Origin of the sequence: Aurantibacter crassamenti, assembly GCF_016811105.1 — a bacterium.
GTDB classification, from domain to species: Bacteria; Bacteroidota; Bacteroidia; order Flavobacteriales; family Flavobacteriaceae; genus Aurantibacter_A; species Aurantibacter_A crassamenti.
On the sequence record NZ_JAFBGM010000001.1, the window covers coordinates 496,794 to 514,890 of the forward strand.

The 18,097-nt window shown below is 34.4% G+C and carries 20 protein-coding genes; 13 read left to right on the forward strand and 7 right to left on the reverse strand.

The genetic code is table 11. The annotated features are described in order from the left end of the window. The first annotated feature begins 11 nt into the window (after positions 1–11). Both JQC67_RS02100 and JQC67_RS02105 read left to right on the forward strand, forming a co-directional pair. Positions 12–365: an arsenate reductase family protein gene (locus JQC67_RS02100; RefSeq protein ID WP_203251209.1), complete on the forward strand. Its 354-nt coding sequence runs from the start codon at positions 12–14 to the stop codon at positions 363–365. Further along, positions 362–1,279 (forward strand): DMT family transporter, encoded by a 918-nt coding sequence (locus JQC67_RS02105; protein WP_203251210.1) that lies wholly within the window; start codon positions 362–364, stop codon positions 1,277–1,279. The genes JQC67_RS02100 and JQC67_RS02105 overlap by 4 nt, the downstream gene beginning before the upstream one ends. A gap of 13 nt (positions 1,280–1,292) precedes the next feature. Here JQC67_RS02105 and JQC67_RS02110 read toward each other — a convergent pair whose 3' ends face one another. Continuing rightward, complete coding sequence (locus JQC67_RS02110; RefSeq protein ID WP_203251211.1) at positions 1,293–1,772, reverse strand: acyl-CoA thioesterase; 480 nt, start codon at positions 1,770–1,772, stop codon at positions 1,293–1,295. Between the two features lie 119 nt (positions 1,773–1,891). Here JQC67_RS02110 and JQC67_RS02115 point away from each other — a divergent pair, with 119 nt between their 5' ends. The 3 genes from JQC67_RS02115 (at position 1,892) to JQC67_RS02125 (ending at position 4,434) form a co-directional block, all read left to right on the forward strand. Then, the gene (locus JQC67_RS02115) at positions 1,892–2,866 is read left to right on the forward strand and encodes an NAD(P)H-dependent flavin oxidoreductase (protein ID WP_203251212.1); all 975 of its coding nucleotides are present in this window, start codon (positions 1,892–1,894) and stop codon (positions 2,864–2,866) included. Between the two features lie 41 nt (positions 2,867–2,907). Continuing rightward, positions 2,908–3,870, forward strand: a complete 963-nt coding sequence (locus JQC67_RS02120; RefSeq protein ID WP_203251213.1) for a YheT family hydrolase — start codon at positions 2,908–2,910, stop codon at positions 3,868–3,870. A 78-nt stretch (positions 3,871–3,948) separates the two neighbouring features. Next, the gene (locus JQC67_RS02125) at positions 3,949–4,434 is read left to right on the forward strand and encodes a c-type cytochrome (RefSeq protein ID WP_203251214.1); all 486 of its coding nucleotides are present in this window, start codon (positions 3,949–3,951) and stop codon (positions 4,432–4,434) included. Positions 4,435–4,543: 109 nt separating this feature from the next. Here JQC67_RS02125 and JQC67_RS02130 read toward each other — a convergent pair whose 3' ends face one another. Continuing rightward, positions 4,544–6,178, reverse strand: coding sequence for a SulP family inorganic anion transporter (locus tag JQC67_RS02130; RefSeq protein WP_203251215.1), 1,635 nt, complete (start codon positions 6,176–6,178; stop codon positions 4,544–4,546). Positions 6,179–6,261: 83 nt separating this feature from the next. Further along, positions 6,262–7,236, reverse strand: coding sequence for a phytanoyl-CoA dioxygenase family protein (locus JQC67_RS02135; RefSeq protein WP_203253164.1), 975 nt, complete (start codon positions 7,234–7,236; stop codon positions 6,262–6,264). Between the two features lie 142 nt (positions 7,237–7,378). Here JQC67_RS02135 and JQC67_RS02140 point away from each other — a divergent pair, with 142 nt between their 5' ends. The 4 genes from JQC67_RS02140 (at position 7,379) to JQC67_RS02155 (ending at position 11,416) form a co-directional block, all read left to right on the forward strand. Beyond that, on the forward strand, positions 7,379–8,245 hold the full coding sequence (locus JQC67_RS02140) for an AraC family transcriptional regulator (RefSeq protein WP_203251216.1): 867 nt from the start codon (positions 7,379–7,381) through the stop codon (positions 8,243–8,245). 64 nt (positions 8,246–8,309) lie between these two features. Next, a complete protein-coding gene (locus tag JQC67_RS02145) occupies positions 8,310–8,699 on the forward strand; it encodes a hypothetical protein (protein ID WP_203251217.1) in 390 nt (129 codons plus the stop codon). A 292-nt stretch (positions 8,700–8,991) separates the two neighbouring features. Then, entirely contained in the window at positions 8,992–9,993 is a 1,002-nt protein-coding gene (locus tag JQC67_RS02150; RefSeq protein ID WP_203251218.1) for an NAD(P)H-dependent glycerol-3-phosphate dehydrogenase, read from the forward strand. A gap of 40 nt (positions 9,994–10,033) precedes the next feature. Then, on the forward strand, positions 10,034–11,416 hold the full coding sequence (locus tag JQC67_RS02155; RefSeq protein ID WP_203251219.1) for an alpha/beta fold hydrolase: 1,383 nt from the start codon (positions 10,034–10,036) through the stop codon (positions 11,414–11,416). Here JQC67_RS02155 and JQC67_RS02160 read toward each other — a convergent pair whose 3' ends face one another. The 4 genes from JQC67_RS02160 to JQC67_RS02175 form a co-directional block, all read right to left on the reverse strand. Beyond that, positions 11,417–13,084, reverse strand: coding sequence for a glycerol-3-phosphate dehydrogenase/oxidase (locus JQC67_RS02160; protein WP_203251220.1), 1,668 nt, complete (start codon positions 13,082–13,084; stop codon positions 11,417–11,419). An 8-nt stretch (positions 13,085–13,092) separates the two neighbouring features. Next, complete coding sequence (gene glpK / locus JQC67_RS02165) at positions 13,093–14,580, reverse strand: glycerol kinase GlpK (protein WP_203251221.1); 1,488 nt, start codon at positions 14,578–14,580, stop codon at positions 13,093–13,095. Positions 14,581–14,755: 175 nt separating this feature from the next. Continuing rightward, entirely contained in the window at positions 14,756–15,064 is a 309-nt protein-coding gene (locus JQC67_RS02170) for an antibiotic biosynthesis monooxygenase family protein (protein WP_203251222.1), read from the reverse strand. 43 nt (positions 15,065–15,107) lie between these two features. Beyond that, positions 15,108–15,464, reverse strand: a complete 357-nt coding sequence (locus JQC67_RS02175; protein WP_203251223.1) for a hypothetical protein — start codon at positions 15,462–15,464, stop codon at positions 15,108–15,110. Between the two features lie 84 nt (positions 15,465–15,548). On the opposite strand from JQC67_RS02175, the gene JQC67_RS02180 reads away from it, so the two are divergent. The 4 genes from JQC67_RS02180 (at position 15,549) to JQC67_RS02195 (ending at position 17,952) form a co-directional block, all read left to right on the forward strand. After that, a complete protein-coding gene (locus JQC67_RS02180) occupies positions 15,549–16,091 on the forward strand; it encodes a CvpA family protein (protein ID WP_203251224.1) in 543 nt (180 codons plus the stop codon). Positions 16,092–16,383: 292 nt separating this feature from the next. After that, entirely contained in the window at positions 16,384–16,869 is a 486-nt protein-coding gene (locus JQC67_RS02185) for a CAP domain-containing protein (RefSeq protein ID WP_203251225.1), read from the forward strand. Between the two features lie 118 nt (positions 16,870–16,987). After that, positions 16,988–17,521, forward strand: coding sequence for a 3-hydroxyanthranilate 3,4-dioxygenase (locus tag JQC67_RS02190; protein ID WP_203251226.1), 534 nt, complete (start codon positions 16,988–16,990; stop codon positions 17,519–17,521). Between the two features lie 68 nt (positions 17,522–17,589). Next, a complete protein-coding gene (locus JQC67_RS02195) occupies positions 17,590–17,952 on the forward strand; it encodes a DUF1304 domain-containing protein (RefSeq protein WP_203251227.1) in 363 nt (120 codons plus the stop codon). Positions 17,953–18,097 lie beyond the last annotated feature (145 nt).

An 18,097-nucleotide genomic window follows, 5' to 3' on the forward strand; every position in this document is an offset into this window, starting at 1 on the left:
AAATAGTACTGATGAAAAAAATTTACCACCTAGCATCTTGTTCAACGTGCCAACGAATTATTAAAGAATTACAACCTTTAGATGGTTTCATTCTACAAGATATTAAGACCGAACTCATTACAGAAGAGCAACTTGATGAAATGAAAAATCTTGCAGGTAGTTATGAAGCTTTGTTCAGTAGAAGAGCGATGCTTTTTCGCAAAAGGGGACTACATGAGCAAACACTAACTGAAACAGATTATAAAAATTTAATTTTAGAACATTACACTTTCTTAAGCCGACCAGTAATTTTATTCAACAATCAGATTTTTGTTGGCAATAGTAAAAAAGTGGTTGCAGCAGCCGCTGCAACAATTCATTCGTGAGTAAAAGAACATTAGCAATATTAGCTGCAATAGCAGCAACTATCATTTACGGCCTCAACCATACTATCGCAAAGGGGGTAATGCCCAATCACGTGCAACCCTTTGGTTTTATTATTTTTCGGGTTGGTGGGGCGGCCCTACTTTTTTGGCTTATCTCAATTTTTGGACCTAAAGAGCAAATAGACCGAAAAGATTATTGGCGCATGATACTTTGCGCAGTTTTGGGCATGGGTCTAAATATGCTTGTGTTTTTTAAAGGCTTATCATTATCAACCCCCATTAATAGTGCTGTTTTAATTACTATCACCCCAATTATTGTATTGATTCTTTCCGCAATATTTATAAAGGAAAAAATATCAAGACGGAAGATTTTAGGTATCACAATAGGATTAATTGGCGCCTTAGGTTTGGTGTTTTTCAGCACAGAAAGTAGGCATGATGCACCTAACATTCCATTAGGTAATTTCTTTATTCTAATGAATTCTGTGTTTTATGGTTCTTATTTAATTGCAGTAAAACCGTTGCTAGCCAAATATCATCCTTTTACATTTATGAAATGGCTGTTCACTTTGGGTATTGTCATCTGCCTACCATTTGGGTACCAAGAATTTACAGAAATAGACTTCGTAAATTTGCCTTCAGAAGCAATTTGGAGTATTGTTTATGTAGTTCTAGGAACTACTTTTTGCACCTATCTCTTTAATATTTTCGCTTTAACCCAATTAAGGGCTTCTACCCTCAGCGCCTTTGTTTATGTACAACCACTTATAGGAATTCTATTTGCAACACTAACCGGAAGAGACTCTTTAACTACCCTAAAAATAATGGCTGCTTCAATGGTATTATTGGGTGTTTATTTAGCAAGTAGAAAACCACTTAGTGCTCAAAAACAAAAAGTTAATTCTGATAAATAAAATACTTTTAGGTTTAAACAACTAAATCTTTAGGAACCCTAGCAAACTCTCGTGTATGTTCTTTAGTTAAAACACGAAAGCCTTCCGGCCGTTCAATTTTATTAAATAAGCTAAGAAAATCTTCAGGCAAACCAACAAGGTTACGAGTTTCAAGACTTATCCATGCGCCCATCATTTCGCAATGTGCAACATTTCGTCCTTTAGGATCATAAAAATTATGATGAAACTCAAAGAATTTTCCATCCTCACTCATGCCAACAACTTCTAAAGATACCTTTACTGGTTTCCCCGGAAACACTTCCTTGAAATAATACATATGCTCATAAAAAACCACCGGCCCAATCTTATGAATAGCTAAATTTTTCTGGTTTAAACCCAACTCCCACAAAAAAGCCATACGCGTATGACTCATAAAGTTTATATAAGCACTATTGGCTAAATGCCTATTGGCATCAACATCACTCCACCGAACTTCAAAATCTTTTATGTACATATTTTATACTTTTATTTATTATGCATGCATAGGAATGACAAAAATACCATAGTTTTGAAAAACAGCAGAATTTAACTGAATTAATTAATAACTATTTATAGTTTTATAAAAATAGAATTATGAGCCATAAAGCCGCGTTTATAAAAGATCTTTCATTACCAGCAATTGCTGCACCTATGTTTTTAATATCAGGGCCAAAATTGGTAGTAGAATGTTGCAAAAACGGAATTGTAGGTACGTTTCCGGCATTAAATCAACGAACCAGTGAAGGTTTTGAAGAATGGCTCATTGAAATAAAAACTGAGCTTGACAAATTTGAAGCAGAAACTGGCAAAAAAGCCGCTCCGTTTGGCGTTAATCTTATTGTACACCCTACTAACCCTAGATTAGAAGCTGATATAAAATTATGTATTAAACATAAAGTGCCGCTAGTAATTACTTCTTTAGGAGCAGTTTCTATGGTGGTTGATGCGATACATAGTTACGGAGGATTAGTTTTTCATGACATTATTAAGAAAAGACATGCTGAAAAAGCACAAGAAGCTGGGGTTGACGGTCTAATATTAGTTGCAGCCGGAGCAGGTGGTCATGGCGGAACTATTAACCCAATGTCATTAGTGGCTGAAATTAAAAAGTTCTTTCATAAAACTATTATTCTTTCAGGATGTATAAGTACAGGGCGAGACATTGCTTCTGCTTTGCAAATGGGTGCTGATATAGCATACATGGGTACCCGTTTTATTAATACTGACGAAAGCATGGCACCAGAAGAGTACAGAGATATGGTAATTAATTCTGAAGCAGGTGATGTAGTTTATACTGCGGCAGTTTCAGGTGTTAGCGCGAATTTCTTGGGCGAAAGTCTTAAAGCAGCCGGACTTTCAGAAGAAGACCTTAAAAAAGACACCAAAATAGATTTTGGTAAAGAATTGGATACTGAGGCAAAAGCATGGAAAACCATTTGGTCAGCAGGGCAAGGATCAACAACAATAGACAAAACATTACCAGTTGCTGAATTGGTAGCTTCATTAAAAACAGAATTTAAAGCTGCAATAGAAGAACAAATAAAAGTATTAGAGAACTACCCTAAATAACACCAATTATTGTCTTAAATATTATTGGAAATTTCAATTAAATGCCAATATTAGAATCCAACTACAAACCGCCATTTTTGTTTAAAAATGGTCATATTTCAACTATATATCACGGTTTATTTCGAAAAATAGATGATTTTAAGCAAAAACGTGAAAGAATTGAATTGCCAGATTCAGACTTTTTAGACTTAGATTGGAGCTTTTCAAGTACTACTTCTAACAAAGTTATAATTTTACTGCATGGCTTAGAAGGTCATGGTCAACGCCCCTATATTACAGGTAGTGCAAAAGCATTTAATGAAGCGGGGTATGATGCATGTGCCGTAAACTTCAGGGGGTGTAGTGGCGAAACAAATCGGCTTTTTAGAGCATACCATTCTGGCGCAACAGAAGATTTAGATGCAGTGGTACAACATATCATCAACAATAAAACCTATTCAAAAATCTATATCAAGGGCATAAGTTTAGGAGGTAATATGGCCATGAAATATGTTGGAGAAGAAAGAAATTTACCGAAAGAAATAAAAGGAGTAGTTGGAATTTCGGTACCCTGCGATTTATACAGTTCTTCAAAAGAATTGTTAAAACTAAAAAATCGACTGTATTCAAATCGATTTAAAAAGCACTTGACTGACAAATTAAAACTTAAAGTAGACCACTATCCAGAACAAATAGGAGCACATCATATTAAGCGTATTAAGACTTTAAAAGATTTTGATGACATATATACGAGTAATGCGCATGGTTTTCATAACGCATTAGATTATTATGAGAAAAGCAATTGTTTACAATTTCTGCCGAATATTAAAATTCCTGCTTTAATTATTAATGCTGTCAATGACTCATTTTTAGGTCCGAGTTGTTACCCATATAAGGAAGCAATGGCAAATCCGTATTTACATTTAGAAACCCCTGAATATGGTGGTCACGTGGGATTCTACGGAAAAAATAATATAACCTACACTGAAAAAAGAGCTATAAATTTTCTTGAAAAGGCTATTTAAATTTAGTGATTCATTATATTAGTGGCATAAATTAACATCAAATACTGAACTCGTTTCAGAATAACAAACTCAGCATAAATGAAAAAATTACTGTTTGTATTAGCACTTGGCGGATTAATGATCGGTTGTGGTGGTAAAGAAAAAAAGGAAGAAAAGAAAGAAGGTTTTGAAATGAACCGCAAAAAAACTGAATCAAAAGCAGCAGAAGCGCAAGAAGGCGTACCTGTTGATTTAGATAATAAAGGTGTTGGCCCGATTAAATCAGTAAAATTTGATGATGCTATAAATGAAGAATTAGCAGCTAAAGGTGAGAAAACGTTTAACACTATCTGTATTGCGTGCCATGCATTAGACAAAAGAATGATTGGCCCTGCATTATCTGGTGTTTACGAAAGAAGAAGTCCGGAATGGGTTATGAACATGATTTTAAACCCAGACGTAATGCTAAAAGAAGATCCAATAGCTAAAGCACTTTTAAAAGAGTACAATAATGCTGTTATGTTAAATCAGAATCTTAGTGAAGAAGATGCTCGTGGAGTAGCAGAATACCTAAGAGATAAATAAACATTTCTTAGCAATTAAAAATGCGCTTTTTCCTTTCGGAAAAAGCGCATTTTTTTTGATATATTGTATAATACTAACTTCGTAAATTAAGGTTTTACTTTTTACCTAATTACAAGCCCCAAAGGTTAAATGGATTTTTCTTTGATGAACCTGATTCAACTTTATTCTCAACCTTATCTACAGCAACTTTATAAGTCGGGTCTTCTAAAACATTGACATCTATAATATCATCCGCATCTTTTAAAAGTCGAATACAATCTTTACTTAAATGACGTAAATGTACTTTTTTACCTGCCTTGTCATAGCGTTCAGTGATTTTATTTAAAGCCTCAATACCAGACATATCAGCAATTCTACTTTCTTTAAAATCGATAATTATTTCTTCAGGATCCTCTTGAATTTCAAATTTTTCTGAAAATAGTGTTGTTGATCCGAAGAAAAGAGGTCCGTAGATTTCATAATGTTTTACACCATTTTCATCAATATGCTTTCGAGCTCGAATACGCTTTGCATTTTCCCAAGAATAAGCTAAAGCCGATATAATAACCCCAAGCAACACAGCAACCGCAAGGTTATGCGTAATTGCCGTAATCAACGTAACCAGAACCATTACTATTACATCAGACTTAGGCATTTTACCAAAAGTTTTAAAACTCGCCCATTCAAAGGTTCCAATTGCAACCATAAACATTAAACCAACCAAAGCTGCCATTGGCAAACGTTCAATAAGGCTTGATCCAAACATAATAAATACAAGTAACATAACTGCTGCTGTAATACCTGAAAGTCGCGCTCTAGCACCAGAGGATGTATTAATTAAACTTTGTCCGATCATTGCACAACCACCCATACCAGAAAGAAATCCTGATAAAATATTTGCAGACCCTTGTGCAACACATTCTTTATTTCCACTACCTCGTGTATCGGTAATTTCGTCAATAATATTTAATGTTAGTAAACTTTCAATTAAACCAACACCAGCTACAATTGCCGCATACGGAAATATTATTTTAAAGGTTTCTAGGGTAAAAGGAATTTGAGGAATTGATAGTGGCGGAAAACCACCTTTAATAGTTTCTCCCTCGCCCATAGTATCGGCAACCGTTAGGGTGTCAACACCGAAGCCAATAACAATTGCAGAAACTACTACAATTGCCACTAACGAAGAAGGAACAGTTTTAGTCAATTTAGGTAATCCCCAAATAATTAGCATTGTCAATAGCGTTAAGCCGAGCATAACCATCATAGAAGTACCGCTTAATAGGCTATCAGTTCCTTGCTGATAAAAGTTAGGAAACTGCGCCATGAAAATGATAATGGCCAACCCATTAACAAAACCAAACATTACAGGATGCGGTACTAATCGGATAAACTTTCCTAAGCGTAAAACACCTGCTAATATTTGAAGAATTCCGGCAATTATTACTGTTGCAAAAACATAATGTAAAATTGTTTCAGGTTCTATACCCGGAAAATTTCTTTTTAATTCAAGTATTAATCCTACAAAAATAACCGCAACTGCACCAGTTGCACCAGATATCATACCAGGTCTACCTCCAAAAATAGCAGTGACCAAACAAAGTATAAAAGCCGCATACAAGCCTGTCAATGGGGAAAATCCTGGAATTAATGCAAACGCAATTGCCTCTGGCACAAGAGCTAATGCAACTGTAAGACCTGAAAGAATTTCGGTTTTATAATCTACCTTCTGTTTAAAATCGAATAGATTTAGATACTTCTTCATATCGGAATGATTTTAGGCCGGCAAAAATACACTTTATTATCTTGATGGCCTGTCTATGCTTGCATTATTGAAGATTTGATAATTTACCAATCAGTTAGTCCTAGTAACTTTTCTCCAAGAGTTGAAAGTTTAGCAACATCATATTTAGTTTGTTCCCAATTTCTTGGGTCACCAGGAAAAGCATAACCTTCAGGAGCAATACGGTTTCTCCAAGAATTAATACGCCATTTACGCAGCTCCTCATTCTCTTCTTCCGCCGGCATCATAGAAATATACTGCGCAATGCGTACCTTATATTTCGATTTATTTGGTCGTATTCCATGTGGTTCAGTACTATTAAAAATTAACAAATCACCAGCATTCATTTTAACTTTCACTATTTTATCTTCCAATTTGGAAATGTCTGGTTGAAAATGATTACGATCGTCGGGCTGCGTCAATTTCCAGGTATCATAATTTCTATATAACCATGGAATACATTGAAAACCACCCATATTCTCATCATTCTGATCTGCAAGGGCTAAAACGCCTTGTACGTTTTGGGGCTTTGTTTCAGGGTCATAATCCCAATGAATAAATCCTTTTTTATCAACTTCTGGTGGTAACGGAAAATTTAGATTTGCCCTGTCAATAGTCACCCACAACTTTTCGGTTCCCCAAACATCTACAAACGCATCATACACTTTTTGTGCTTGCCTATTATTCCACAAATGCTGATTATTATAAACCTCAACCATACCCGTTCCGGTCAATTCTTTCATTTTCATTTCTGCGCGAGGAGGAGCATACCATGTACTTGAATCATTTGGATTTTTTTCATCAAATTCCCATATAAATTCAGCTGTTTGTTGTGCTTGTTCTTTAGATATTGCATTCTTAACAACCACATAACCATTATGTATCCAAAACTTCCAATCATCTTCACTAAGAACTCGTAATGGTTTACCATTAAAACGGTCGTTCAATTTAATCTTACTGCTTGTAGCCGTTGAAGGGTTACCAGGAATTTCTTGATGCGCTTTATTCGCCATCTCTAACTTAGAATCTGATTTTTGCATAACCGAATAAATTAAAATTGATTCCATAAAGCTACCTTAGTCTATTTCCAACGTCTACCTTGATATTAACCGATATTTGAACAATATTGATAAATAAGAGCCCAGATAACACCTTAAAATGTTAATTTAGTTGCTTTTACAAATGAAAATTCAGCTCGAAAGTTTTAATGATAGCACCAAAAGTCCATTTAGACTTTTACACGACCCAAAACTAAATCACCTTTATTTTTGGCATTTTCATCCAGAATATGAACTAGTTTACATAGAAGGTGCGAACGCAAAGCGGCATGTTGGAAATCATATGTCACAATTTCAGGAAAGCGATTTAGTATTAATTGGATCAAATATTCCGCATTTAAATTTTGATCACAATGTCACTTCCAAGTATAGAAAAGAGGTTCTACACATTAAACAAGATTTCAAAAAAACGGTAATAGCCAAATATCCAGAATTACAATCATTAAATCGACTTATGGAATTGTCAAAATTTGGTATAGCTTTTTCTGGCGCTACTAAAATTAAAGTAGGGAAGTTCATGAAGAAGCTGCATTATCTAGACGACTTTGAATTCTTTATGGAAGTTATAAGAATTCTAAAAGAACTTTCAACAAGTACCGAATTTGAATTATTACACAAAACACCCTATACTAATCCCTATAGTGAAAAAGAACAAAAGCGATTTAGAAAAATTTATGGATTTGTCGATGTCAATTTTCAAAAAAAAATAGTTATCAATGATGTTGCCAGCTTATGTAATTTAAGTAAACCTGCTTTTTGCAGATACTTTAAAAAATCTACTGGAAATACGTTTATTAATTTTTTAAACCAGTATAGGATAAGTCAGGCAAAGCATCTTTTACTTTTAGATAAAAATATAACCGAAACTTGCTACGAATGTGGTTTTGAAAGTTTATCCTATTTTAATAGAATTTTTAAAAGAATCTCTGGCGAAAACCCAACGGAATTTAAAAAACGAAATCAAATAAAGAAGAATTCCTATATGAGTTAGTATTCCTATCATACAGGTTACGAATTAAATCATGTTTTCTCTATTATCGTACAAAATTAAAAACATGAATATAAAAACAGCTTTTACACTTTGTTTTACACTATTATTTATTGGAACTTCCTGTTCGCACCGCTTAATTGGCACATGGAATGTTAAGAATTATGAAAGAATAACACCTGGCAGTCAAGGAATGTCGGTACAGAATATTGGCACCATTTCTTTTAATAAAAATGGTACAGGAACAAAAAAATTAGATTACGCCCTTTTGGGTTTTTCGTCGATTGATCAAACTCCATTTAATTGGTCTTCAACTAAAAATTACCTAACTATAGAAGACGAAAATTCTGAATTTTCTAAAACGTGGATTTTTATTGAAAACAAGAATAAAATTCAAAAATGGCAATCTACAGATGGTAATAATCAAGTACAAACATTAGTTCTGAAAAAAGAATAAAAAAACGCCTTGAGTACTATACTCAAGGCGATTTCTAACTAAATAACCAACCAAAAAATCGTTGTTTAAACTGTGCTTAACACAGGTATTTCTTATGTTCTTTTAGACAGATATACTTTTTATCTTTTGTCTGAAATAATAACGCATGTGTTCTAGAATTCATTGCTCGATGAACTGCAAGCACTGTTAAAATTTTAGGTAGTTCATCGTTTTTTTTTAAATGTTAAGTAGTTGGTCGATAAAAAATGAAACCACCTATTTTGATTACTTTTGAATTGAACAAATTTGACCGATGGATAACGAAAAGAGATTTGCTGTATTAGGTGGTGGAAGTTGGGCAACCGCCATAATAAAAATGCTATGCGAAAACCAACAAAAAGTAGGTTGGTATATGCGCAACTCAGATGCAATAGAATATATAAACGAACATAAGCACAACCCAAATTACCTTACTACAGTTGCTTTTGACACTGACAAGCTAGTGTTGACCAATGATATAAATGCTACGGTTGAAGCTGCTGATATTCTAATTTTCGCGATTCCTTCAGCATTTTTAGCCGGAGAAATGAAAAATTTAAATACCTCACTAAAAGATAAAATCATTTTTTCAGCCATAAAAGGTATAGTGCCGGAAACAGGATTAATTGTTGGCGAACACTTCAATGTAAAATATGATATTCCATTTGAGAACATTGGGGTAATTACTGGACCATGCCATGCAGAGGAAGTTGCAATGGAGCGTTTGTCTTACTTAACCATAGCCTGTGCAGATGAAGAAAAAGCGCAATTAGTAGCCAAAAACCTGCAGTCAGATTATATCAAAACAAAGGTTACCAAAGACATAATTGGTACTGAATATGCGGCCATGCTGAAGAACATTTATGCTATTGCTGCTGGTATTGCTCATGGCCTAGGTTACGGAGACAACTTTCAAAGTGTTTTAATGAGTAACGCCATACGCGAGATGAAACGCTATACCAAACGCATTTATAAAATTGACCGAAACATTAATGAGTCAGCTTATTTGGGTGACCTTTTAGTAACAGGCTATTCCACTTTTAGTAGAAACCGCATGTTTGGCAATATGATTGGTAAAGGCTACACCGTTAAAAGTGCACAAATGGAAATGAAGATGGTAGCCGAAGGTTATTATGCTACAAAAAGTGCATTTGAGATTAAATCAAAATTTAAAAAGCAAGCCAGAACCCCTATTATAGATGCGGTTTATCAGGTACTTTATAAAAATGGTAACGCTAAAAAAGTATTTAAGGAGTTGACTGAGAAGTTAGATTGATGAAAGTTAATTATCTTAGAATCAACCAATACAATTCAATATGCGTTTATGTATAATTTTAATTTTTGTCACGCTCTTAAATTTTAGTTGTGCTGAACCAACGTATGAAACTATAGATGGAATTCTAGAAGTTCCTGAAAACAGAGATAAACCCAATTCTAGAACTCTCAACTTAGTCTACAAAGTTCTAAAAGCAAAAGACACCACCACTGGTAAGGCGCCCATTGTTTTTTTAATGGGAGGCCCTGGAGGCGAAACCTTGTTTACGGAAGAAATGTGGAAAAACCATCCTTTTAGAAATGAAAGAGATATTGTTTTAATGGATCAACGTGGCACAGGTGCTTCGGAAGCAAATTGCGCCGAATTTGGAGAAGAAATGTTCGAAATTATGATGCAAGATCTTGATCAAAAAGAAGAAGAACGGGCGCTAGACAGTATTATGGGCATTTGCATGAGTACCATGCATAACAATAAAGTAGACTTAGCTGGGTATAACAGTAGAGAGAATGCTGCTGATTTTGAGGATCTCCGCGTAGCATTAGGGTATAAAAAATGGAATCTATATGGAGCTTCTTATGGCACAAGGCTAGGTTTAACCATCATGCGTGATTTTCCAAACAGTGTTAGAAGTGCGATTTTTATAGGTGTTTTTCCTCCAGAATCTCAATTATTTGGCGAACTTGTTGGTAGTTTCGAAAAATCACTTTTTGAAGTTCTACGTCGTTGCGAACAAAATGAGAATTGCAATAATAAGTACCCCAATCTAAAAAAACGTTTATTAAATACTTTAAAAAAATTACAGTCGGAGCCTTTGCATTTTGATTATAATTCAAAGGAATTTGTATTAAACCGTCGAGATGCTTTACTCTTAATACACCAGGCTCTTTATAGTCGCTACTCTGTAGCATATATGCCCAAAATTATTGATGCATTAGAAAATGAAGAGCCCGAACTTTTTATCAACGCTTTACAACGTGTTGAATTCATATATAAGCTTATTAACTGGCCTATGAACAATTCGGTTATGGCTTATGAAGAATTGCCCTTTATTGATAGCCTTAAAGTTGTAAAATACATGGAAGAATCTAAGTTAGAGTTCGATATCACATCTTTTGAAGGGTTTACCTCGCTATCAAACTTACATCCGTTTAGAGCATCTTCACTTGAAAACCAACCCGTAGTTTCTGAAATTCCAACGCTATTGATAAGTGGTGGTTTAGACCCCGTTACGCCACCAAGCAATGCTAAAAGGGCATTAAAACATTTAAAAAATGGCTATGAGGTTATATTTTTTGATGAAAGTCATGAAATGTTTAATCCCTGTTTTTTAGAAATAGCCCGAGATTTTCTAAATATTCCGTCACAAAAACCAAACATAGAATGTAGTTCTATTAGAAAACCTATAGAATGGAGTTTAAATTAATCAAACCCTATCTAAATTAAAACTCGAATGTCTTTCTACTTGAGCTAAAAGCACAACACGCCATTCAGAAATTTTCGCATCCTCTAACTTATAGATAGTTTTAAACTCTGCTAGAATTGGCTCTAAAAGATTGCGAACACTATCTATATCAAAGTAAAGACGGCCCGTTCTGCGAATGAAAAAGTCCATTGGGGTATGCACCATCTCATAGTCGATGCCAAAACGCAATTCAGCTTTCGCCATTCGCTCATAAATATCTTTATTTTTTAAAGTGGCATAGGTTTCTAAAATAGTCTCAGTCTGCTTTCCGTAGTTTGTAACTAAGAACCAAGCGTCATGCTTACTGAATCCATCTGGTTTTATACGGTTATATATTTCATCAATATATTTCTTTACATGCTTAGACTTTTTAAAACCTACATTACCACAAAGAGGTATCTTATCTGTCTTACATTCCTCCAATTTAGAAGCACCTTCTTCTTCTATTTCTTTGGCAATGCGATTGACTACTCGTTCAGCCATTTTTCGATAACCCGTCAATTTACCACCGGCAATACTTATTAAACCAGTATCAGAAGTAAATATTTCGTCCTTTCGTGAAAGTTCAGAGGCCGATTTTCCTTCTTCATGAATCAAAGGTCGAAGTCCTGCCCATGAAGAAATTATATCTTCCATCTCTAAATTTATCTTAGGAAACATATGATTTACGGCAGACAGTAAATAAATAGCATCGGCTAAATCAATATCAACATTGTCTTTATCTTTATTAAAATTGGTATCCGTTGTACCCACATAAGTAATTTTACCGCGCGGAATAGCAAACATCATTCGCCCATCAGGAATATCAAAATAAACCGATTGTTTAACGGGCAATTTTTCAAACGGAAAAACCAAATGCACCCCTTTTGTTAAGTGTAATTGTTTTCCTTTTTTTGAATTGTTTTTACTTCGAAGTTCATCAACCCATGGGCCAGCAGCGCTAATTACATATTTTGATTTGATTTCAAAATTTTCACCAGTAATTCCGTCTTTTATCTTTACACCCGCTACTCTTTTATCAGTATAAATAAAATCAGTAACCTCAGCATAATTTAAAGGAACCGCACCAAACTGAAGACTGGTTTTAATATTTTCAATGGTTAACCTAGCATCATCTGTTCTATATTCTGCGTAGTACCCAGCACCTTTTAATATTTTCTTCGGAAGCAAAGGTTCTAACTTCATAGCTTCCTTTTTCTCTAACATCTTTCGCTTATCATCCCCTGAAACCTGTGCAAGAATATCATAAACTTTCAAGCCGATGGAAGCCAACCACTTACCGTAAGATCCATTTTCAATAAGCGGAAGCAACATTTTTTCAGGTATCACTAAATGCGGTGCCAGTTTATGAACAATTGCACGTTCAGAACCTACTTCTTTTACCAACCAAAAATCAAATTGTTTTAAATAACGGAGTCCGCCATGAATCAATTTTGTTGATTTGCTACTTGTACCTGATGCAAAATCACCTTTTTCAACTAAAGCTACTTTTAAACCTCTTGAAGCAGCGTCTAAAGCAACCCCGCCACCTGTAATACCACCACCAATAACAACAAGATCAAATTCTTCTTTAACCAGTTTTTTAATAGTTGTAGCTCTCTTAAGATTTGAAAAGGATATATTCTTCATATTAGTATTTATTCTAATTCCCAGCCTTTTGTACGTTTTATTGCCTTCTGCCATTTTGCGTACAAACGATCACGTTTTGCTTCTTCAAAAGTAGGCTCAAAAATCTTATCTAATGCTCTTTTTTGGTGTATATCACTTTGTTTCCATAATCCAACTTGAATTCCCGCTAAAAAAGCTGCTCCCATTGCTGTAGATTCGATGACTTTAGGTCGGTGCACCTCACACCCTAAAATATTAGATTGAAACTGCATTAGATGATTATTAGCACAAGCACCACCATCTACTCTTAAACTTTTCAATTCAACACCAGAATCTTCTTGCATTGCATTTAAAATATCTTTTGTTTGATAGGCTAAAGATTCTAAAGTAGCTTTCGCTATATGGGCTTTTCCGGTATCACGAGTTAATCCGAAAATGGCACCTCGTGCATACATATCCCAATAAGGTGCTCCGAGCCCTGCAAATGCTGGCACAACATATACTGAACTTTCACCAGGAATAGAATCAGCTAAAGCTTCTGTTTCTTTTGCATTCTTTATTAATTTTAAGCCATCACGGAGCCATTGAATAGCCGCCCCTGCAATAAAGACACTTCCTTCAAGGGCATAAAAAACTTTTCCATCTAAACCATAAGCGATAGTTGTCAATAATCCGTTTTCAGAAAATTGAGGTTTTTCACCTGTATTCATGAGCATAAAACAACCTGTACCGTAGGTGTTTTTTGCCGTACCTTTTTCAAAGCAAGCTTGCCCAAATAAGGCAGCTTGTTGATCACCAGCAACCCCTGCAATTGGAATTTTTACCCCTTCGTATTCATAATCACCAAAATGATGTGAAGATGGACTCACAGTAGGCAACATACTTTCAGGAATTTCTAATTCTTTTAAAAGTTTTTGATCCCATTCTAGCTCAGAAATATCATAAAGCATTGTTCGTGATGCATTGGTATAATCAGTAACATGATTTTCACGTTTCGTCATATTCCATATGAGCCATGTATCAACGGTACCCATAATCAAATCACCTTTTTCAGCTTGTTCTTTCGCACCAGCAACATTATCTAAAATCCATTTTACTTTGGTAGCTGAGAAGTATGAATCAATAACTAAACCTGTTGTTTTACCTACATAATCAGCTAGACCACGTTCTTTCAAATCTTCGCAAATTGAAGCCGTGCGCTTATCTTGCCAAACAATTGCATTGTATACGGGTTCAGCTGTATTTTTATTCCAAACTAAAGTAGTTTCTCTTTGATTTGTAATTCCTATTCCTTTAATCGAAGCAGCTTCAACATTCTGATTGTGAAGCAATTGCTTTAACACTGCCATTTGTGAACCCAATAATTCTTTAGGGTTGTGTTCTACCCAACCTGGTTTCGGAAAAATCTGCGGAAATTCTTGTTGTTCCATCGCAACTATATTCCCTTCTGAATTAATTAATAAAGCGCGACTGCTTGTTGTGCCCTGATCTAGTGAAACAATATACTTTTCGGCCATAGTTGAGTTCTTTTAGAGGTATAGACTCAAATATAACTGTAAATAGTGCTAAATCAAAAGAGTTATTTTCGGCAAAAGTATAAATGTGTAAGCTGATCAAAATTGCAAGAAAAATTTCGGTCTAGGGGACCCTTTTTGTTAAGAAGAGGATACCTTACTGATTTGAATAAAAAGTTTACTTTTTAAATTCATACTCGCGTTCTACTAAACAGATGCGAACCTTATACCACGAATAAAACGATACAATTCCTTTTTCTTGAGCCATTAAATGTTCAGTATTTGCCTTCCAATTAGCTATCGCCTCAAGACTTTCCCAATAACTAATAGAAATGCCCAATTGGTCTCTTGAACTTTCAAAATCAATAAAACCGGGTTGCTTTTTTGCCAAGTCTTCCATTAATACAGCCATCTCTGCATAACCTTCAATAGTATCAGTTAAAGTAGAAGTGAAAATTACAGCATAATAAGGTTTTGTATTTCTCATTATATAAATTTAATCAACCAAACAAAATATCTTGTCACCTGAATTAAATAATATACTCCTTGGTAACAAAATAATTAACAATAGCTTCTTTCATTAAAACCGATTGTTCACCAGCTTTCAACGGAGGTAATTCTTCTTTTATAATATAATGTGGCCATCCTTCATCATCAAAATAATCAAATTCATAATAACCATAAGGTTCTAGCAAACGACAAATTGCAATATGCATAAGATCAAGCTTATCGTCTTTCTTATATTTTTTATGGTATTGCCCTAATTCTTGAATTCCCACTAAATAAATTATGGCATCCAATTCTAAATTATCACCATCTGCAAATTGTTTCGAAAGTTTTTCGACCAATATTTCCCAGCGTTCTTTTAATTGTACGTCTCTAGACATTTATACTTCTAATTCAATGAATTTTAACTTTGCATGAACACAAAGCGCATTCAAAGGTACAAATCAAAAAGCTATATTTGTTGTATGAATTTTTTAGATATTGTACTCGGCATACTACTGGTATATGGACTGTATAAGGGACTTAAAAATGGACTATTAGTAGAAGTTGCATCAATATTAGCATTGATTGCTGGTATATACGGAGCAATTCACTTTTCATATTACACTGGCGATTATCTCTCGCAAAACATGAATTGGGATGAGCGTTATATTAGCATCACTGCATTTGTTATCACCTTTATCATAATAGTAATAGTTGTAAATCTGTTGGCCAAACTATTAACAAAAGTTGTAAATTTTGCAATGCTAGGTTTGCTTAATAAAATTGCAGGCGCCCTTTTTGGAGCTTTAAAAGTAGCTGTGATTTTGGGAGCTATACTTGTTTTTATAGAGCGAGCAAATAGCTCATTAGGCATGGTAAAAAACGAAAAGGTTCAGCAATCTGTTCTTTATGAGCCCATCAAAGAAATTGGAGTTTTTATATTTTCTAAGGTTTTGAAGAAAGAAGAAAACCCTTCCGAATTACAAGAAACTTCGTCTTCAGCTAATTTTTATAGTCCGTTTTAATATTCAACCTACAATTTAGCACAAATAACATATCTCAAAAAAATCAATTAAATAGAAGCAATTCTTGTAAGCAGAGCTATTTAAGATTATAATACTTGTATCTTTTAGACTACAAAAAGATGGTTGTTGGTGTATTTCGTCGAAAAACGAAAATATTCGATTAAAGCAGCGTGAGGTTTTTCTATATTCGTGTTGTTGATGCCCCAATTCAACACTAGAACACAAGAAATTCCCCTTTCTTTTCTCCTACTTAAAGTGGTACTAGAACGACCTACTTTAAAGATATTTTTATATGAAAATGAGATTACAACACCTTATGTTGGTCTTGTTTGTATGTTTGGGGAGTTCGTGCAGCAAAGAATCCTTAGAAAATACAAACAGTAGTGACCTTCCTATAGCCAAGAATAATATCGTAGTTGAAGAGGAACTATTAGATGTTGTAAATAACCATCGTTTATCTATTGGTGTCAATACACTTGAATTTAGCGAAGAAGCATATGTTGAAGCAAATGCGCACAATGACTATATGATTTCAAAAGGTAATTTAAGTCATGATAATTTTAGCTCACGTGCTTCTAAAATCGCAGCAGTTATAGATGTTGAATATGTTGCTGAGAATGTTGCTAAAAATTTCGATACTGCAGCTGGTGCTTATGAAAATTGGTTAGGTAGTGCGAGTCACAAAAAAACCATGGAAGGTGAATTTACACATACGGCTGTAAGTGTAAAAAGTGATGCCAGTGGTAAATTATATTTCACACAACTCTTCTTTAGATAGTACGTAGTTTTTGTTTTATAGACATCTACTGCATGTCAGTTTCTTTTTTTAAATTTGAAGAAATCCGCCATCGGTTGTTCTTTAATGGAACAACTTGATACGCTTTCAACAAACTACTATGGCTATTGCACCTCCCTTCAATCTTAATAAATGGATTACCGAAAACCGTGATACACTTAAACCTCCGGTAGGGAATAAAAACTTGTATAAAGATGCTGGTGATTATATAGTGATGATTGTTGCTGGCCCTAATGCCCGAAAAGACTATCACTACAATGAAACGGAAGAACTCTTTTATCAATTAGAGGGTAACATTGAAGTTCACATTCAAGAAGATGGCGAAAAGAAAACCATGAAACTTGGGCCGGGTGACATGTACTTACATTCAGCAAAAGTTCCACATTCGCCGGTTCGCCATGAAGGTAGTATTGGTTTGGTAGTAGAACGTAAACGGGCTGATATGAATATTGATGATGGTCTATTGTGGTTTTGTGATAATTGCAATACTAAATTATATGAAGCCTATTTTACGTTAGAAGATATAGAGAAAGACTTTCTTGCACATTTCAAAGTATTTTATGGTTCTGAGAAATTACGAACCTGTGATAATTGTGGTACCGTAATGCCTGTTGACAAACGTTTTACAGAATAGTACACTGCATACGTTAAAGCGTATTTAAATGATTTAAGCACTAAACTAACACTCAATTAGCAAGTATAATGGATATTTTAATTAGCATTCTAATTGGCTTAGTAGCTTTGTTGCACCTTTATTTTCTTTATTTTGAAATGTTTGCATGGACTACAAAAGGACCAAAAATATTTAGAAATTTTCCAAAGGATCTATTTGAACCTACAAAAGCAATGGCTGCTAATCAAGGCTTATACAATGGCTTTTTAGTCGCCGGCCTATTATGGACCTTCTTTATTTCTAATGTACTTTGGAAAGATAACATTGCACTTTTCTTTTTAGGATGCGTTGTTGTTGCAGGAGTCTATGGCGCAGCAACCGTTGAGAAAAAAATATTCTTCATTCAAGCATTGCCTGCTTTAATAGCAATACTTCTTATATTGCTTAGATAGAAATAAATAGTTTCACCATCATTAAAATATAGAAAACAAAAAACCGCTGCTCTCTAGCTTATCCGTTCCCCCGAAAGATAAGTTTGAATTACAACGGTTAATTTAACATTAACTATATTTAGTTTTACTAAAGGTTCAAAATCAA

Coding starts and splice junctions, on each gene's coding strand:
- JQC67_RS02100 (WP_203251209.1), top strand. CDS start 12: ATGAAAAAAATTTACCACCTAGCATCTTGTTCAACGTGCCAACGAATT.
- JQC67_RS02110 (WP_203251211.1), bottom strand. CDS start 1,772: ATGTACATAAAAGATTTTGAAGTTCGGTGGAGTGATGTTGATGCCAAT.
- JQC67_RS02115 (WP_203251212.1), top strand. CDS start 1,892: ATGAGCCATAAAGCCGCGTTTATAAAAGATCTTTCATTACCAGCAATT.
- JQC67_RS02120 (WP_203251213.1), top strand. CDS start 2,908: ATGCCAATATTAGAATCCAACTACAAACCGCCATTTTTGTTTAAAAAT.
- JQC67_RS02125 (WP_203251214.1), top strand. CDS start 3,949: ATGAAAAAATTACTGTTTGTATTAGCACTTGGCGGATTAATGATCGGT.
- JQC67_RS02130 (WP_203251215.1), bottom strand. CDS start 6,178: ATGAAGAAGTATCTAAATCTATTCGATTTTAAACAGAAGGTAGATTAT.
- JQC67_RS02135 (WP_203253164.1), bottom strand. CDS start 7,236: ATGCAAAAATCAGATTCTAAGTTAGAGATGGCGAATAAAGCGCATCAA.
- JQC67_RS02140 (WP_203251216.1), top strand. CDS start 7,379: ATGAAAATTCAGCTCGAAAGTTTTAATGATAGCACCAAAAGTCCATTT.
- JQC67_RS02145 (WP_203251217.1), top strand. CDS start 8,310: ATGAATATAAAAACAGCTTTTACACTTTGTTTTACACTATTATTTATT.
- JQC67_RS02150 (WP_203251218.1), top strand. CDS start 8,992: ATGGATAACGAAAAGAGATTTGCTGTATTAGGTGGTGGAAGTTGGGCA.
- JQC67_RS02155 (WP_203251219.1), top strand. CDS start 10,034: ATGCGTTTATGTATAATTTTAATTTTTGTCACGCTCTTAAATTTTAGT.
- JQC67_RS02160 (WP_203251220.1), bottom strand. CDS start 13,084: ATGAAGAATATATCCTTTTCAAATCTTAAGAGAGCTACAACTATTAAA.
- glpK (WP_203251221.1), bottom strand. CDS start 14,580: ATGGCCGAAAAGTATATTGTTTCACTAGATCAGGGCACAACAAGCAGT.
- JQC67_RS02170 (WP_203251222.1), bottom strand. CDS start 15,064: ATGAGAAATACAAAACCTTATTATGCTGTAATTTTCACTTCTACTTTA.
- JQC67_RS02175 (WP_203251223.1), bottom strand. CDS start 15,464: ATGTCTAGAGACGTACAATTAAAAGAACGCTGGGAAATATTGGTCGAA.
- JQC67_RS02180 (WP_203251224.1), top strand. CDS start 15,549: ATGAATTTTTTAGATATTGTACTCGGCATACTACTGGTATATGGACTG.
- JQC67_RS02185 (WP_203251225.1), top strand. CDS start 16,384: ATGAAAATGAGATTACAACACCTTATGTTGGTCTTGTTTGTATGTTTG.
- JQC67_RS02190 (WP_203251226.1), top strand. CDS start 16,988: ATGGCTATTGCACCTCCCTTCAATCTTAATAAATGGATTACCGAAAAC.
- JQC67_RS02195 (WP_203251227.1), top strand. CDS start 17,590: ATGGATATTTTAATTAGCATTCTAATTGGCTTAGTAGCTTTGTTGCAC.